Raw genomic sequence first — 17,871 nt, forward strand, 5'->3', positions numbered from 1 at the left:
AGGAATTGCATTAATGTTGTATGATGATAAAGAATACAAGAAATGTTGGGAGGAAACAAAATGATACACACTATCGATATCCAAGGTGCTCGTGAAAATAACTTAAAAAATATTTCTCTATCGATTCCAAAACAAAAACTTGTCGTACTAACTGGACCTTCTGGATCAGGGAAATCTACATTAGCAATGGATACCCTGCAAAGAGAATGTCAACGACAATATATGGAATCGATGGGGATGCCGACAGATGGGGTAAGCAAACCAAAAGTAGATTCTATTATTGGTCTTTCTCCCTCGATTAGTGTGGGGCAACATGTGACGAATCGAAATCCGCGTTCAACAGTGGGAACCGTAACCGATATGTATACGTATTTACGCCTTATCTACGAAAAATTAGGTGAACGTAAATGTCCAAGCTGCCATAAAATGATTCCTCCTACATTGAATGGAGAAATGAATGAAGAGACGGGTTATAAGCAATTTATATATTGTCCACATTGTCAGGAACGACTGGAAAAATTAACACGTTCACATTTTTCATTTAATACAATTGAAGGGGCATGTCCAACATGCGATGGAATGGGGAAGGTAGTCGATATTGATTTAAATGCTGTCTTTAATGAAGACTTAAGTTTAGTAGGTGGATGTGTATCAATTGCGATGTGGGCTGGAACTTATGGTGAATATCAGAAAGGGATAGTAAAAGCAGCTGCCAAGCATTATGGCATTCCATTTGATGAACATTTACCATTAAAAGATTATTCAATCGAGTTAAAAGACTTACTGTATTACGGTGTAGAAAGTGAACAATTTACTGCACATTTTCCTAATGTCAAACCGCCGAAAGCAGTGGGGAAAGGTAAATTTGAAGGTATTCTTACAGGAATGTGGAGAAGATATAAGGAAAAAGGCGGCAACTCGGGAGAAGCCGATTATTTTTACTCACATCAATGCCCTAACTGTGAAGGGAAAAAGTTGAAAAGGGAAAGTCGAGAAGTATACGTTAATGGGCAATCTATAACGGATATATCTAGTGGTTCGTTAGAGGATATACATGAATGGTTAAAAAATCTACAGGAATCATTAACTGATGAAAATTCACAGCTAATAGAAACCTTTTTACATGACTTAATAACGAAAGTAACGAGAATTATAGATGTTGGTTTGGGTTATTTGTCAATGGATCGGCAAACGGTTACTTTATCTGGAGGAGAAGCACAACGATTACGGTTAGCATCTATTCTTGGTTCAGGGTTAACAGGTGTGCTGTACATTTTAGACGAACCCACTTCTGGTCTACATCCAAAGGACACTAAAGGTTTAGTAAAGGTAATGAAACAGCTAAGAGATTTAGGTAATACAGTACTTGTCATAGAGCATGATATAGAAGTAATGAAAGAAGCTGATCACATTATAGATATTGGTCCAGGGGCTGGTATTTTTGGTGGGACAGTTGTTGGAGAGGGAACCTTACAAGAACTGATAGTGCAAAAGGATTCCGTTACAGGAGCTTATTTAAGAGAAAATGAGCCGTTTGAGTCAAAAACTCGCAAAGGTATAGGGGACTATTTAATAATTCATAATGCAACTAAACATAACTTGAGAAGTGTTACAACAAAAATCCCACTTGGCTGCTTCGTATCTGTTACAGGTGTTTCGGGATCAGGTAAATCTTCTTTAGTATTCGATGTTCTTGCAAACAGTATAAATGGTACAAGTGAAGGATGTGAAAAAATCGAGGGCTTAGACAAAGTGCAAAAAGTAATTTCAGTAAATCAATCCCCCGTTAGGTCGTATGCAACGTTCAAATATTGCAACTTATACGGATATTTTTACGTCGATGAGAAATCTATTTGCCAGTTTACCTGAAGCAAAAGAAAACAGATTACAACCTAAAGATTTTTCATTTAATACGCCAGGTGGAAGATGTGAAAACTGCCAAGGACTAGGTTTTATAACATTGGAGATGAGTTTCCTACCTGATTTAGAAGTGCAATGTCCAGTTTGTCATGGTAACAGGTTTAAAGAAGAAATTTTAAATGTCACCTATAAAGAATATACAATTTCAAGTTTGTTGGATTTATCAGTTGAAGAAAGCTTGCCTCTTTTTGAAGATAATAAAAAAATGGTTCCAATGATTCGTTTATTAAGTGAAATTGGTCTTGGCTATTTAAAATGGGGACAGTCTCTTACAACATTATCTGGCGGCGAAGGACAACGCTTGAAATTATCAAAGGAGTTAATTAAACAATCAAAAGATCATACTTTATATTTATTGGATGAGCCTTCTACGGGGTTACACCCAAGTGATATTAAACAATTGCTTCTACTTTTAAATCGATTAGTTGATGCCGGCAATACTGTTATTGTAGTTGAACATAATAGCGAAATTATTCGTCAGTCCGATTGGATTATCGACCTTGGTCCAGAAGGTGGCAAAGCAGGCGGGATGATTATAGCAGAAGGAACACCGGAAGAAGTCTCAAAAAACTCTTTGTCTTATAGAGGCCACTGAAAAAGTCCTTTCTGATTTTTGTTGCGAGTATGAGAACGATCAATTCGTTCTCATACTCGCTTTTTCATTTGAAGCCGTGGATTTCCGTTCCAGGCAGTCGCTTTCCGCGGGCACGGCTTCAATCTCCTCGTCACTTCGTTCCTGCGGGGCTTTCAGCTCGCGCTGTTCCCGCTGGAGTCGCTGCCTTCCACTCCAATCCACTATGTTCTCCTTTTTTAAGAGATTTTTCCGTTCAAAAAAGCAACTCCTTTCCTGTATAATTAAATGAAGTAAATGTAGGTGGTGTACCCAATGATTTCAAACCAAGAATCTCTCAATCTTAGCCCATTCATGGCCATATACGATATTGTGGTGCCTAAGGAAAATATGCTTCGAAAAATCAATGAACTTGTAGATTTTACTTTTATCCTCGAAGAACTGAAAACAAAATATTGTCTTGATAATGGTCGCAATGCAGTGTCACCCATTCGCATGTTCAAATATCTATTGCTTAAATCCATTTTTGATTTATCAGATGTAGATGTAGTAGAACGTTCTAAATATGATATGTCGTTTAAATATTTCCTCGATATGGCTCCAGAAGATTCTGTGATTGACCCAAGTTCTCTAACAAAATTTCGAAAACTCCGTCTTCCAGATGAGGGTTTATTAGATATGCTAATTGGGAAAACAGTTGAGATTGCATTGGAAAAAGAACTCATCAAAAGTAAATCAATCATTGTGGATGCCACACATACGAAAGCACGTTATAATCAAAAATCACCGAAAGAATTTTTACAAGAAAAATCCAAAACTGTTCGAAAAGCTGTCTATCAAATCGATGAATCGATGAAAACAAAATTCCCACCGAAAACTACTTCTAACGAAGTGAAGGATGAATTGAATTATTGTCGTCAAGTGATTACTGTTATTGAAACAGAACCACACATAGCTGAGATTCCTGCCGTTAAGGAAAAATTAAATGTGCTAAAGGAAGTAGTAGAAGATTACACAGAACAACTTAGCTATTCCAATGATCCAGATGCACGTGTTGGACACAAAACTGCCGACTCTTCTTTCTTTGGCTACAAAACGCATATTGCGATGAGTGATGAACGAATTATTACAGCTGCTATTGTGACAACAGGAGAAAAAAGTGATGGAAAATACCTACAAGAGTTAATTGAAAAAAGCCAAGAAACAGGGATGAAAGTGGAGACAGTCATTGGAGACACAGCTTATTCTGAAAAAGATAACATTCGCTATGCAAAGGAAAATAATTTTGAATTAGTATCAAAATTAAACCCGCAAATTACACAAGGCACTCGAACGAAAGAAGAAGAATTTGAATTTAATAAAGATGCAGGGATGTATGTTTGTAAAGCTGGTCATATGGCAATACGGAAAGCACGAACAAATAAGAAAAACGTAGGAAAAAATCAAAGACAAACTTATTATTTTGATATTGAAAAATGTAAAGTTTGTCCTTACCGTGAAGGTTGTTTTAAAGAAGGAGCGAAAAGTAAGACTTATTCTACGACAATCAAATCAATGGAACACAAAGACCAGGAAGTATTCCAAGAAACCGATGAATTTAAAAGAAAAGCAAAATCTCGCTATAAAGTTGAAGCGAAAAATAGTGAACTCAAACATAGACATGGGTATGATACAGCATCATCATCAGGTCTATTTGGTATGGAGATTCAAGGAGCTACAGCGATATTTGTAGTCAACCTCAAGCGAATACTAAAACTTCTGAGCGAAAAAGAGTAAAAAAGAGAGGAAGAAAAAGGCAAATTATCGTCCAAATAAGACGGCGATTTGCCTTTTTTGTATTGAATTTCATTTACACAACTAAAAAACGTAAGTTTTTCAGTGCCCTCGTCTTATACGGGGGCATTTTTATAGAAGCGCTGATCAGAGCTGACTAAAAATTATTATTAGATGATTTTTAGTCAGCTCTTTTTATTGTGTGAGAGAAACCCTTTTTTATTCTATTTACTCGTTAAGATAGTGAGTGATTTTTTCTATTAATTTAGGATAGTTAAACTATTTAATTCATATAATTTAATAGAAAGCTTATTAATGGGGGAATGGAAATGGAGTATGTAAAACCTAGAATTGGAATCTATACGGTCGGACTTCATGCCTACTGGGAACAGTTTAACGGGTTAAAGGAAAGAATAGTTTCATATAATCGTTTTATTGAAGAAAAACTAAGCGAAGATGCCGAGGTTTATAATTTTGGTTTAGTAGATAGTGTTGAATTAGGACGACAAGCAGGTGAGTATTTTAACAAAAATAATGTGGATTTGATTTTTTTGCACTCCGGAACGTATGCGACAAGTTCAATTGTTTTGCCAGTCCATCAGCGATGCCAAGCTCGAACTATAATTTTAAGCTTACAACCAACGCCACAAATTGAATATGATCAAACAGATACGGGAGAATGGTTAGCTCAATGTGTAGCATGTCCAGTACCGGAATTTACTAATGCGTTTAATCGCTCGAAAATTCCTTTTACAGTGATTAGTGGTCTATTAGGATTGGAAACTCAAGGGACTAGTGCTATATGCAATGAGATTACAAACGAAAGACCGGAAGCTAAACGTGCATGGAATGAAATAAATGAATGGATTCTTGCTGCGAAAGTGAAACGAAATATACAAAATTCTACATTCGGATTTTTAGGAAATACGTATAATGGCATGCTTGATATGTATTCTGATTTTACGATGGTTCAAGCTCAAACAGGTATTCATATTGAAGTGTTGGAAATGTGCGATCTTGCAGCTTTTTTAGAAACGGTTACATCTACTGAAATAGGAGAAAAATATAAACAGCTACAAGAAATGTTTATTATTAGTGAGGATTCGCCAACAGATAAATTAGCTAGAAAGCCTACTGAAGAGCAGCTGCTATGGGCATGTAAAGTTGCGGCTGCACAGCAAAAATTAGTAGAGAACTTGGACGCTCTTGTTTATTATTATCATGGTGCACATGGCAACGAATATGAAGCATTGCAAAGTGGATTTATTTTTGGACATTTTCTTTTAACTGCTAATCACATACCATGCGCAGGTGAGGGAGACTTAAAAACAGCTATAGCTATGAAAATATGCGATATTTTAGAAGTAGGTGGAAGTTATAGTGAAATTGTAGCCGCAGATTACAATTTTGGCACAATTTTATTCGGACATGATGGACCGTTTCATTTACAAATTGCAGATGGCAAGCCTATATTACGTGGTATGGGATTGTATCACGGTAAACAGGGCAGCGGTGTTTCTGTTGAAGCAAAGGTACGTACTGGCGAAATAACGGCTCTTGGTGTCACTCAAACAAATGAAGGGATATTGAAGTTGATAATAAGTGAAGGAAATTCAATAGATGGACCCATCATGAAAATTGGAAACACACAAACACATGTAAAATTTAATAAGCAGCCTGATTTATATATGGAACGTTGGTTTAATGAAGCCCCGACACATCATTGTGCAATTTCAATAGGCCATAATGCAAGTGTACTAGAGAAAACTGCTAACTTATTAAATATTTCGTATAGTACATTATAATCTATAAAATTTTAAGCAGTCTAAAACCGAAATATAAAAAGGTCTAATCCATAGTACTGATGGAATAGACCTTATATTTTTATAGACTAACAGTTTTTACATTAACACCAATTTCCTCTGCTTGTAATTTGAAATTTTTATCAATTTTATCATCACATATAATTGTGTGAATAAATGAGAGGGGGGCGATATGTGAAAATGAATGCGCATTAACTTTACTATTATCTACCATCAAAATCGCCTCTTCACAATGTGCAATCATTTGACGTTTAAGTAATGCCTGTAATTCACTAGAATCCCTGACTCCATTTGTTATATGAACGCCCTTACAGGAAATAAAGGCTTTGTGCACATGGTAATTATCTAAAGAACGCTCTGACAGTGGACCGATAAATGAATGGGATTTCGCCGAGTATCGTCCACCAATACAAATTACCTCAATACGGTCCTTCTCCATTAACTCATTAACAACCTGTACAGAATTAGTAATGACTGTAATAGATATATTAGGAAGGCAGCGGGCTAAGCACCATGCTGTTGTACTTGCATCTAGGATGATTTTATCTCCTTCAGAAATGAGTTTTGCAGCTTCGGCGGCAATTGCTCTTTTTTCTTCAACATGTAAGATTTCTCGCTCAGTAAAATGAACCTCACTATCATTGCTGGAAACTTTAACAGCTCCTCCATGTAGGCGTTTAATTTTATTTTCTTTTTCAAGTTTTTCAAGATCTCGACGTATAGTTTCTTCTGTAACTGAAAATAAATTGCTAAGATCTGCTACTTTAACAGATGTTTGCTCATCTACTAGTTCGTATATTTTTTTTCTGCGTTCTGCTGCTAACATGAAAGTCGCTCCTTTCTTAGCAACATCTTATCAAATAGTAAAAATATTGTATCATCTTTTTGATAAAATGTCTTTTTCATAGATTTGAACCTCTTGAAGCCACTTTTCACGAATAGGAACGTTTGAGATTTCACAGTAATGATCCCATATTGCACCAAAAGGATAGGTTTTAAACTCCTCTATCAGCGCTAGCCGTTCTGTAAAGTTTCCTTGTTCTTGAAGCTCTTTTAAATAATTGTGAGGAATCAATAAAGCATATAACAATGCTTTAATCATATTGCGTGTACCGATAATCCAAGCAGCAATACGATTTATACTTGCATCGAAAAAGTCCAGCCCGATTAATACACGCTCAATGGCATTATTTCTAACAATTTCTAATGCTATCTCTTTAAGTTCATCATCTAAAATAACAACGTGATCACTATCCCAACGAACAGGACGTGAAACATGAAGAGCGACTTTTTCATTAAAAAGAAGCATTGTAGAAATTTTATTAGAAATGGTTTCGGTAGGATGGAAATGGCCTGTATCAAGTAAACATAGCTTATTGTTTTGTTGAGCATAGCTTAAATAAAATTCATGTGATCCTACAACATAAGATTCAGAACCAAGTCCAAATAGCTTGCTTTCCACAGCGTCTATATTATATTTTTCATCTGTTTTATACTCGAATATAGTATCCAATGACTCTTTTAAACGAACTCTAGGAGTAAGCCGATCGCTAGGAATATCCTTGTAGCCATCTGGAATCCAAATATTTGTTAAACAAGGAGTACCTAGTTCTTTCCCAAAGTATTCACCAATTTTGCGGGAGGCGATGCAATGGTCAATCCAAAATTGACGTATATGCTCATCGGGATGGGATAGAGTCAAACCATCATTTGCCTTTTCGTGTGAAAATAGAGTGGGATTAAAATCTAAGCCGAGTCCATTTTGTTTTGCCCAGTCTACCCATTTTGCAAAATGTTCGGGTAAAATCTCATCGCGATCAACAAATTGTCCATTTGTTTCTGCGTAAATAGCATGTAGATTTACACGGTGTTTGCCAGGAATTAAACTTAATGCTTTTTCTAAATCGCTTCGTAATTCATCCCCGTTTCTTGCCTTGCCGGGATAATTCCCTGTAACATCAATACCTCCAGAAAGTTCACTTTTTATAGTTTCAAAACCAGAGATATCATCACCTTGCCAGCAATGAATAGAAATTGGAATTTGATTTAGTTGCTTCAAAGCTAAATCAACATTTACACCCCATTGTTCATAATAAGCTTTTGCTTGCTCGTAGCTAATTGTTGTTGTCATTTTTTATCCCCCTTATTGTGGCAGATAAGAAAACATCCTATCTCCATAAGTTTAATCATAAAAATACCGGCAATGTGCTGTTTTCTAACTTTTTGAAAGGTGAAATACTTCTTTTAAATCGATGGAAACAGGGCTGTTGTCATCGTTCGTTTCCATTAAAGGAGCCATGTATTCCCACCATTTTTTACAAATATCTGTATTAGCTAATGCGTCCCATTTATCCTCATTTTCCACTTCAAGGTATGCAAAAAGCTGTCCAGTATTAGGATTTAGGAAAATGGAGTATGAGGCAGCACCGTGCTGAAGAATTGCTTCTTCCATTTCAGACCACAAATTGTCATGCCTTCTTTTATACTCGTCATAATATTCTGAATAAACTTGCATCAAAAATGCCTTTCTAATCAAGAAACATCACTCCTAATTAAGTTGGTAGCTTCAATAAACTGCTCAAATAATGCATCTTTATTAAATGGTTTAGGATCAAACCGGCTTAATGGAAACGATTCCTGGACAATCTTACGTCCTTCCTGAATAGTTGAAATCGAGCCTGAATATAAGAACTGAATTAATAAATTTCCGATGGCAGTTGCCTCTGAAGGGCCAGCCAATACAGTGCGTTGACTATATGTTGAAATGCACTGGTTTAGGAATGCATTGTTTGAACCTCCACCGACAATATGAACAATTTCAATTGGTCTTCCGATAATACGTTCAATATGATCGATATGGAATGCAGTAATAATACCTAGATTATGATATATTGCAGCAGCAATCTCGGGAATCGTTTCAGGAATTGGTTGATTCAATTCGCGGCAATATTCCTTTATTTCTTCAATCATATTTTTAGGATTTAAGAAACGATCATCATTAAAATTAATAAACTGTTTGAAAGGGGTTACACTTTGTGCTTCGCTAACAAGTTCAGCAAAGTCTAAATCATTCGGAAGCAAGCGTTTTACTTCTTGAATCACCCAGAGACCCATTATATTTTTTAAAAACCGATATGTTTGAAATGCCCCATATTCATTCGTATAATTTTCTTCTAATGATTCATTTGTTACAACCGGATGCTCTAGTTCAACACCAAGTAAGGACCAGGTTCCAGAGCTTAGATAAGCCCAATTTCCTTCTGTAGCGGGTACACCCAATACGGCAGAAGCTGTATCATGCGAACCGACAGCTATCACTGTGCAATCAGGCAGATTGTAGCTAGGGAATTTATCTTTTAGTAACGGCCCAATTATAGTACCAGGTTCCACAAGGTTCGGGAATTGGTCTCGATGTATGCCTATTAAATCAAGCAATTCAGAGTCATAATTACGAGTTTTAATATTTAAAAGTTGGGTAGTTGAAGCATTTGTAATTTCAGCTGTTAGTTTATTTGTTAGGCAATAATTTAAATAATCCGGTACCAGTAATATTTTATCTGTTTTGCCTAATAGATTTTTATTCTCTACAAACAGCTGAAATAGTGTATTAAATGACAAAAACTGTAAACCGGTCTTTTTATAAATATCTTCTTTACTTATTACTTTAAAAACCTTCTCCATTATCCCGTCTGTGCGATGGTCACGATAGGAAATAATATCTTGAAGCAAGTTGCCATCTGCATCAATAAGGGCATAATCAACAGCCCAAGTATCGATTCCAACTGTACAAGATGATATTCCTTTTTGTTTGGCGATTTGTAAACCAGTTAAAATTTCTTTTAGTAAATAGTGAATATCCCAACAAGCATATTTCTCTTTTTGATTGAACTTGTTTGGAAATCTGTGAATTTCATTTAATATTATTTTTCCATCATCGACAGTTCCTTCTATTAAGCGACCACTAGATGCTCCTATATCAATTGCAATATGGACCAAAACAATACACCCCTTAAAAAATACTTTGCAAAAGGGATTGCAAAGTATTTTAATTGTTTTCTGAGTAAAATAAAATTTTTAAAGTTGTTTAAGGGCAAACCACCTGTCCCTCGGCCGGTGTTTTCACCGAAGGACAGCTAGAGAATGCTTGTGCTACTCCTATTATCTTGTAAAGGCAGCTGGTACTCCGCCGTCTACTGTAATCATGGAGCCGGTTGTTTTACTGGATTTTGAAGATGCAAAGAATAAAATGGCATCTGCAATATCTTCTGGGAATATATTTACCAGCAAAGTTGTTCGTTTTCGGTAGTGTTCTTCAAGTTGGTCAGGGTGGATATTATATGCGGCAGCACGTTCCTCACGCCAACGTGAGCCCCATATTGCGGACCCTTGCAATACGGCATCGGGTAAAACAGAGTTCACACGAATCCCATACTGTCCACCCTCGCTAGCGATACATCTTGCTAGATGAACTTCAAGGGCTTTAACAGAACTATATGCAGCTGCATTTTTCCCCGCATAAATTGAATTTTTAGAACCAACGAAAACCATATTGCCGCCCAGTCCCTGTGCTTGCATAAGCTTGAATGCTTCACGAGCTACAAGGAAGTAGCCAGTGCCAAGTACATTCATATTCAATTCCCATTCTTGAAGTGTTGTTTCTTCAAATGGAGAGGAGGTTGCTAATCCAGCATTATTAACAATAATGTCGATTCCACCGAAAGTTAAGATTGCATGTTCTATGGCTTTGGATACTTCTTCTTCTTTTGTAACGTCCATCTTTACAGCAGCAGCAACAAATGCATTAGCTTTTTGATTTAATTCGTCTGCGACTTTTTGTGCTCCTTCTAAATTTATATCTGCAACAACAACATGAGCCCCATCTGCAACAAATTTCTTTGCTGTTGCACTGCCGATTCCTCCTGCCCCTCCAGTAATGAATGCCACTTGGCGAGAGAATTCAGCTTCTTTTGGTGCTAAAGATAATTTATAAAGTTCAAGTGGCCAATATTCAATGTTATAAGATTCGTTTTCATTTAAAGAAACAAAATCTCCCAAACTAGTAGAACCTTTCATTACCGCGATTGCACGGTGATACAAGGAACCGCTTATATCAGCCATTGCTAAAGTTTTTCCAGTACTAATCATTCCAATTCCTGGGATTAAAATTACTCGTGGGGCTGGCTCGAACATAACATCTCCATTATTTTTATTACGTTCGAAGTATTCTCTGTATTCTAATTTATATTGAGAAATTAAATTTGGTAAAATTTCTTTTAAATCTTCCAATGATTGAGTAGATGGATCCCATTCAACATAAAGAGGCACTCGTTTTGTGTGTACTAAATGGTCAGGACATGCAGCGCCAATACTAGAAAGTTCTTTTGCTCTCACACTATTAACAAATTGCAAGATATCATCAGCACTATCAGCTTTTAATAACATTTTTTTGTCATCACTCACTGAACCACGGATAATAGGTAGAATTTGAGATAAAAATTGAGTGCGAATTGAGTCATCTAAAGAGATATATTTTTGGCCGCCGAATACGTAATCTTCTTCAATTTTAGAGGTAATGTATGCTTCTGCTTGTTCTATTACCTCAATTGTTTTGTTATAACACTCTTCAGCTGTATACCCCCAAGTTACAAGTCCATGCTTTTCCATTAAAACTAATTCAGCTCCGGGATTTTCTTTGACACTTTCTGCAATTAACTTTGATAACTTAAATCCAGGTCGCAAATATGGTACCCAAACAAAGCGATCTCCAAAAATTTCTTCTGCTATTTTCTTACCGTTATGTGCGCAGCATAAACTAATAATGGCATCTGGATGTGTATGATCTATATGAGGAAACGGTAAAAAAGCGTGTAATAAGGTTTCTATGGAAGCTCTAGGATGTTTTGAATCAATCATACACTTTTCTAGGTATGCAACCATTTCTTCATCTGACATATCATCGTATTCAAATAGCGGCAATATGTCCTGCAAGTTCAATCCGGTAAAGTTCTCAGGCTTAATTGTTGCTAAATCAGAGCCGCTTCCTTTAACCCAAAGAACGTCAATTTCATCACCTTTAAAGTTAATTTCTTTGGATTTTACTGAAGTGTTGCCGCCCCCCCAATTACAAACGGTTCTATCAGATCCAATCAAATTTGAACGATAAGCCAACATTTCTAAATCGGTAGTCAATTTTTTTGATTCCAAAACATTCCAAACATTTTTCATCATAAAAACCTCCGTTTTTTCTTTGTTTTCTATTATACATTTTTTCTCTTTTTTTGAAATAGTTAAATAATTTTTTATTTTTTTGCAAAATTTCTAATTGTAAACGTTTACCTTATGCTTTATTATAATATTTAACATTGAAGAATGAAAATTCCGATAAATTTGATTTTTGTTGGATTATTTGGTTTTTTATTTAAAATTGAAAGTATTTAGGCGAGGGGTGTTGGAATGTCTGAATATGTTTTGGAATTAAAAGGAATAACAAAGGAATTTCCCGGAGTAAAAGCTTTAGATAACGTTCACTTTAAATTAAAAAAAGGTGAAATCCATGCGCTTATGGGAGAAAACGGAGCTGGTAAGTCTACGTTTATCAAAATAATTACAGGGGTTCATTCTCCAAACAAAGGAGAAATGTATTTGTACGGTGAGAAAGTAGAGTTTAATAATCCCAAAGATGCCCAAGTAAAAGGGATTGCAGCAATTTATCAGCATGTTACGAATTTCCCTGACTTAACTGTCACAGAAAATATTTTTATGGGACATGAAAAAGTGAGTCCAATTACTAGGCGTTTGCTTTGGAAAGAGATGCATTATGAAGCTCGAAGCCTTTTACGTCAGCTTGGTTCAACAATTGACCCTAAAGTAGAGATGGGTTCTCTAAGTGTTGCTCAGCAACAAATTGTAGAAATTGCAAAAGCAATATCAACGAAGGCCAAAATTATTATTATGGATGAGCCTACTGCAGCATTGACTGCCCGTGAAAGTGAAGAGTTATATAAAATTGCAGAAAAGTTAAGAGATGATGGCGTATCAATTATTTTTATCTCTCACCGCTTTGAGGATATGTATCGATTAGCAACTCAAGTTACTGTCTTGCGAGATGCGAAATACATGGGGAGCTGGGGAGTTGATGAAATTTCAAATGAACAGTTAATTGTTCAAATGGTCGGTAGGGAAATATCACAAGTGTTTCCAAATAAACATAATGAGATTAAAGAATCAATCTTAGAAATTAAAAACCTAGGGAAGATTGGTTATTTTGCTGACATATCCTTTAATGTTCGCAAAGGAGAGATTGTCGGATTGACAGGGTTGGTTGGAGCAGGAAGAACAGAAGTTTGTCAGGCAATTTGCGGTATTGCTCCGGCAGATAAAGGTGAAATTTTTATAAAAGGGAAAAAAGTAAAAATAAAAAAACCAAAGGACGCAATGAATTTTGGTATTGGCTACTTACCTGAAGACCGACAGTTACAAGGCCTAATTTTATCTTGGGATATAGGTAGAAATATTACTTTGCCTTCTATGAAAAAGTATTCGCAAAAGGGATGGCTAAATCCAAAAAGAGAGGCAACTGTAGCTAAAGAATTGGCTGAAAAGGTAAGTGTTAAAGCGAATTCGATTTTCGATTTAGTCAGTTCATTATCTGGAGGCAATCAACAAAAGGTATCTGTGGCAAAACTATTAACTGCCGATGTAGAAGTAATAATCCTTGATGAACCGACAAAGGGTGTAGATGTTGGGGCAAAGTCTGCAATCTATGAAATTATTAATGATCTTGCTGCACAAGGGTATGGCGTCTTATTAGTTTCCTCTGAAATGCCTGAAATACTCGGCCTAAGTGATCGGATAATCGTGATGAAGGAAGGGCGCATTGCTACTACTTTAAGCAAAGAAGAGGCTACTCAAGAACGAATTTTAGAGGCAGCGATGGGAAGTGAACCAACAAATAATCGAGAAGTAGTAGTCGAAGTGTAATAAGAAGGATATGGAGGTAAAACATGAACGAACATGTTATACAGCAGACCGATAATATCGAAAAACATACACTTTCAAATAAATTATTAGCAAATATATCGAAATTTCGAGAACTCGGTTTAATTGTATTTATTGTAATACTCTGTGCATTTATTCAATGGCGAAATTCGAGTTTTTTAACGATTGAGAATATAAACGATATGATTACAAATGCTGCCATTCTTAGTATTTTGGCAGTGGGGATGATGCTTGTACTAGTAACTCGTGGAATCGATTTATCAATAGGAGCAATTATTGCTCTATCAGGTATGATTTGCGCACAGCTTGTTAGTCAGTTTAGCTTAAATCCATTATTAATTATTTTAATTGGAATCGTAATAGGTATTGTATGCGGAGTGTTAAATGGAGTACTTATAGCGAAAATTGGAATACTCCCAATCATTGCAACGTTGGCGCTAATGAATGTCTTTAGGGGATTGACATATCGCATTAGTAATGGAGAATGGGTTAGCTCATATCAGATGACAGATAGTTTTTTATCGATTGCCACAGGAAAAGTTTTTGGAATAAATAACTTAATCGTAATTGCCATTGTCATTTATATTATTTTTTATTATGTCATAAATCATACGGTAATCGGAAGGCAAATTTATGCCGTAGGGAGCAATCCGGAATCAGCAAAGGTAAGTGGAATTAATGAGAATAAAATTTTAATTCTCGTTTATTCAACACTTGGTGGATTATCGGGTTTAGCAGGAGTTTTATGGGTTTCAAAATTTGCCTCTGCACAGGGAGATACTGCAACGGGCTATGAATTAACGGTCATTGCTGTATGTATTCTTGGAGGAGTAAGCATAGCTGGTGGGGCAGGGAAAGTTTCAGGTGTACTTTTAGGTGCATTGCTTCTAGGAATATTGCAAAATGCCCTCCCATTATTAAATGTTTCACCTTTTTGGCAAACAGGGATTCAAGGGGCGATTATTCTAATTGCTGTTATTTTAAATACTCTAGTAAAACGAAGCGTGGATAGAAATAATTTAGTAAGGAGGAAGATTTAATGAATAATAAATCGCTTGCTGAAGAAAATTATCTTCCAAATAATTTAGCAAATAAAAAAGAGTTTTCATTAAAGTCTTTCTTTTTACAATGGGAATGGCTATTAATTTTAATTCTATTTTTAGTATTTATTATTAACTCAATACTTTCACCTTACTTTTTAGATGCTAATAGTTTGCTAGGAGCAACTTCTACTTTTTTGGATAAAGCATTTATTGTTTTTCCAATGGCGCTCATTATGATTATGCGCGATATTGATATATCCGTTGGTTCAACTGTTGCTTTATCGGGTGTAGTAATGGCAACTGTTTATAATTCGTTTGGTTTCCCTATGGAAATTGCTATTTTAGTTTGTTTAGCCGTAGGAGCATTATGCGGATTAATAAATGGCCTATTGATTGTTAAATTTAAGGAACTATCTGCTGTAATTGTCACTTTAGGAACAATGATTTTGTTTCGAGGGATTGCGTATATCATTTTAGAGGATCAAGCTTCAGGAAATTTCCCTGATTGGTTTAATTATTTTGGATGGGGAACTGCAGGGAATATTCCATTTATTTTAATAGCTTTTATTATTGTAGCGATTGTTTTTACATTACTTTTGCATAAAACAACTTTCGGGCGCAATGTTTATGCAATCGGAAGCAACCCAACAGCAAGCCGTTTCTCAGGGGTTAGTGTAGATAAAATTAGAGTTATTGTTTTCGTATTAGCAGGGGTGATGGCTGCTGTAACTGCTATATTCCTAGCATCACGTATGGGCAGTACTCGACCTAATGTGGCATCAGGCTATGAATTAGAGGTAATTACAATGGCTGCCTTAGGCGGTATAAGTACTGTTGGCGGAAAGGGGCGGATGTTAGGAACGATTTTAGCTGTTTTCATAATCGGCTTCTTACAATATGGTCTCGGTTTAATTAATATTCCATCACAAACTTTATTGATAATTATTGGTGCATTGTTAATTTTGGCAGTAGCAACGCCAAAATTAAAACTACCGAAGTTTTTGTTGCGTAAATAAGGTTTTAATTAGGAATCGTTTTGGTTCTTATTAAAATAACAATTTAAAACATTGGGGGTAAAGATATGGGGAAATTTAAAAACGTACTAATGCTCCTTTTGATGTTGTTGCTACTAGCAGCGTGTGGAAATACTTCAACAGAGGCTCCAGCGACAGAATCGGAAGGAGAGGGAGAAGCAGGAACAGCAGGCGATGCTGGAGAAGGCGGTACAGCGAAATATGCCTTCGTATTTAAAAATACAGGGAATCCATATGGGGAAAAGATGTATGAAGGATTTGAAAAGGCAATTAATGAAGCTGGGGGAGAAGTCATTTACCGTTCACCTAATCAACCAACAGCAGAAGGTCAAATTCAAATTATTGAGCAGTTAATCACTCAAAAAGTGAGTGCTATTGCGATTGCAGGTAACGACAACGATGCGTTGGAACCGGTATTAAAAAAGGCGATGGAAAATGGTATAAAAGTTCTTTCTGTTGACTCAGCTGTAAACTCAAATAGTCGTATGCTTCATGTAAATCAAGCGAACCCAGAACGTATTGGACGTGTTCAGATTCAAGCGATAGGTGAAATGATAAATTATGAAGGGCAAATTGCAATTTTAAGTGCTACTTCTCAAGCAACAAATCAGAATTTATGGATAGAATGGATGCAAGAAGAGCTAAAAGATCCTAAATATGCAAATATGGAATTAGTTAAAGTAGCATATGGGGATGATTTGCGTGATAAGAGTGTTTCTGAAACTGAAGCATTATTAAAATCATACCCAGATCTAAAAGGGATTATTGCTCCAACAACTGTTGGTATTGCTGCTGCGGGTAAAGTATTGACGGATAAAGGGTTAGCGGGGGAAGTTGCTTTAACAGGCCTTGGTTTACCTAGTGAGATGGCAAGTTATATTGAAAATGGTGTATCCCCATGGATGTATTTATGGAATCCAATTGATGTAGGTTATGCAGCAGGCTATGCCTCTGTAGAACTTGTTAATGGAAAAACAGGTGCATTGGGCGAAACGTTTGAAATAGGTGAACTAGGTTCCTTTGAGGTTGTAGAAGATGGGGATGGAACGCAAATTATGCTTGGGGATCCATTTAAATTTGATTCTTCAAATATTAGCGAATGGAAAGATGTATATTAATTAAAAGATAATGTGTGGTAAAAATCTCTGTTTTCTTAAAAGCTTACTACACTAATAATATGAAATAGTCAATAAGAACCTGCTCATTTTTACCTTTGAAAATGAGCAGCTTTTTCTTTATTATAGGTAGAAATTTTTACTATTTATTTGGGGACGTTTGGGGATAACTCTAATTTATAGCTTGAGAGAACGCATAGGAATTGCATACTTTTTCATTTTAGGATTAGTCATCATTTACAAAAAAATTCATTTGATAGCGCTGTACTGCAGTGCAGTATTAAGATTTCCATTTTTCTATATTTTTTAAAAAATAGATAATTATTCTTTTTATTATAATTGTAATATGATATTTTTAATTCATACTATTATTTTACAACTAAATAGGTTATTAAGTGCTCGATTTTTCGAGGTAAAAGGGAAACCAGTGCAAATCTGGTACAGCCCCCGCTACTGTAATTGCTGATGAAATCACAATGCCACCATAAATTTGGGAAGGTGTGAGAGTAAAACGAAGCTTAAGTCAGGAAACCTGCTTGATAACGTTTAATCAAACTTTTCGGAGGGAGAAGTTTAGGTAAAGTAGTATACTAT

The 17,871-nt window shown here is 35.9% G+C and carries 11 protein-coding genes, 1 pseudogene and 1 riboswitch; of the genes and pseudogenes, 7 read left to right on the forward strand and 5 right to left on the reverse strand.

Translation table 11 applies throughout. From position 1 onward, the window contains the following. The first annotated feature begins 60 nt into the window (after positions 1 to 60). The 3 genes and pseudogenes from uvrA (at position 61) to MKY04_RS01270 (ending at position 6,069) form a co-directional block, all read left to right on the forward strand. Positions 61 to 2,515 (forward strand): annotated as a pseudogene (gene uvrA, locus MKY04_RS01260) (excinuclease ABC subunit UvrA). A 291-nt stretch (positions 2,516 to 2,806) separates the two neighbouring features. Beyond that, positions 2,807 to 4,267 (forward strand): IS1182 family transposase, encoded by a 1,461-nt coding sequence (locus MKY04_RS01265; protein WP_346235190.1) that lies wholly within the window; start codon positions 2,807 to 2,809, stop codon positions 4,265 to 4,267. 326 nt (positions 4,268 to 4,593) lie between these two features. Then, positions 4,594 to 6,069, forward strand: coding sequence for an L-fucose/L-arabinose isomerase family protein (locus tag MKY04_RS01270; RefSeq protein ID WP_221766314.1), 1,476 nt, complete (start codon positions 4,594 to 4,596; stop codon positions 6,067 to 6,069). A 79-nt stretch (positions 6,070 to 6,148) separates the two neighbouring features. Here the strand turns inward: MKY04_RS01270 and MKY04_RS01275 are convergent, their stop codons facing one another. From MKY04_RS01275 to MKY04_RS01295, 5 genes are all read right to left on the reverse strand, one after another. Then, complete coding sequence (locus MKY04_RS01275; RefSeq protein WP_126292438.1) at positions 6,149 to 6,913, reverse strand: DeoR/GlpR family DNA-binding transcription regulator; 765 nt, start codon at positions 6,911 to 6,913, stop codon at positions 6,149 to 6,151. 51 nt (positions 6,914 to 6,964) lie between these two features. Continuing rightward, positions 6,965 to 8,218, reverse strand: a complete 1,254-nt coding sequence (rhaA, locus tag MKY04_RS01280; RefSeq protein ID WP_126292439.1) for an L-rhamnose isomerase — start codon at positions 8,216 to 8,218, stop codon at positions 6,965 to 6,967. An 84-nt stretch (positions 8,219 to 8,302) separates the two neighbouring features. Further along, a complete protein-coding gene (gene rhaM, locus MKY04_RS01285) occupies positions 8,303 to 8,623 on the reverse strand; it encodes an L-rhamnose mutarotase (protein ID WP_126292440.1) in 321 nt (106 codons plus the stop codon). Next, positions 8,620 to 10,083, reverse strand: coding sequence for a rhamnulokinase (gene rhaB / locus MKY04_RS01290; protein ID WP_346235191.1), 1,464 nt, complete (start codon positions 10,081 to 10,083; stop codon positions 8,620 to 8,622). The genes rhaM and rhaB overlap by 4 nt, the downstream gene beginning before the upstream one ends. A gap of 162 nt (positions 10,084 to 10,245) precedes the next feature. Beyond that, on the reverse strand, positions 10,246 to 12,345 hold the full coding sequence (locus MKY04_RS01295) for a bifunctional aldolase/short-chain dehydrogenase (RefSeq protein ID WP_281274573.1): 2,100 nt from the start codon (positions 12,343 to 12,345) through the stop codon (positions 10,246 to 10,248). A 195-nt stretch (positions 12,346 to 12,540) separates the two neighbouring features. Between MKY04_RS01295 and MKY04_RS01300 the strand changes: the two genes are divergently transcribed. The 4 genes from MKY04_RS01300 to rhaS all read left to right on the forward strand — a co-directional run bounded on the left by MKY04_RS01300 (position 12,541) and on the right by rhaS (position 17,280). Further along, the gene (locus tag MKY04_RS01300) at positions 12,541 to 14,067 is read left to right on the forward strand and encodes a sugar ABC transporter ATP-binding protein (RefSeq protein WP_126292443.1); all 1,527 of its coding nucleotides are present in this window, start codon (positions 12,541 to 12,543) and stop codon (positions 14,065 to 14,067) included. Positions 14,068 to 14,090: 23 nt separating this feature from the next. Then, positions 14,091 to 15,125 carry an ABC transporter permease gene (locus MKY04_RS01305; protein ID WP_126292444.1) on the forward strand — a complete coding sequence of 345 codons (1,035 nt, stop codon included), beginning with the start codon at positions 14,091 to 14,093 and terminating at the stop codon, positions 15,123 to 15,125. Further along, positions 15,125 to 16,144, forward strand: a complete 1,020-nt coding sequence (locus MKY04_RS01310; protein WP_126292445.1) for an ABC transporter permease — start codon at positions 15,125 to 15,127, stop codon at positions 16,142 to 16,144. Before MKY04_RS01305 ends, MKY04_RS01310 begins: the two co-directional genes overlap by 1 nt. Positions 16,145 to 16,209: 65 nt before the next feature. Beyond that, positions 16,210 to 17,280 carry a rhamnose ABC transporter substrate-binding protein gene (gene rhaS / locus MKY04_RS01315; protein ID WP_346235192.1) on the forward strand — a complete coding sequence of 357 codons (1,071 nt, stop codon included), beginning with the start codon at positions 16,210 to 16,212 and terminating at the stop codon, positions 17,278 to 17,280. Positions 17,281 to 17,653: 373 nt separating this feature from the next. Next, positions 17,654 to 17,831: riboswitch (cobalamin riboswitch) on the forward strand. Positions 17,832 to 17,871: the final 40 nt, after the last annotated feature.

This window comes from Lysinibacillus telephonicus (genome assembly GCF_039654155.1).
Lineage (GTDB): Bacteria > Bacillota > Bacilli > Bacillales_A > Planococcaceae > Ureibacillus > Ureibacillus telephonicus.

Excerpts from the sequence above, each read along its gene's own strand:
- MKY04_RS01265 (WP_346235190.1), top strand. The coding sequence starts at position 2,807 with ATGATTTCAAACCAAGAATCTCTCAATCTTAGCCCATTCATGGCCATA.
- MKY04_RS01270 (WP_221766314.1), top strand. The coding sequence starts at position 4,594 with ATGGAGTATGTAAAACCTAGAATTGGAATCTATACGGTCGGACTTCAT.
- MKY04_RS01275 (WP_126292438.1), bottom strand. The coding sequence starts at position 6,913 with ATGTTAGCAGCAGAACGCAGAAAAAAAATATACGAACTAGTAGATGAG.
- rhaA (WP_126292439.1), bottom strand. The coding sequence starts at position 8,218 with ATGACAACAACAATTAGCTACGAGCAAGCAAAAGCTTATTATGAACAA.
- MKY04_RS01300 (WP_126292443.1), top strand. The coding sequence starts at position 12,541 with ATGTCTGAATATGTTTTGGAATTAAAAGGAATAACAAAGGAATTTCCC.
- MKY04_RS01305 (WP_126292444.1), top strand. The coding sequence starts at position 14,091 with ATGAACGAACATGTTATACAGCAGACCGATAATATCGAAAAACATACA.
- MKY04_RS01310 (WP_126292445.1), top strand. The coding sequence starts at position 15,125 with ATGAATAATAAATCGCTTGCTGAAGAAAATTATCTTCCAAATAATTTA.
- rhaS (WP_346235192.1), top strand. The coding sequence starts at position 16,210 with ATGGGGAAATTTAAAAACGTACTAATGCTCCTTTTGATGTTGTTGCTA.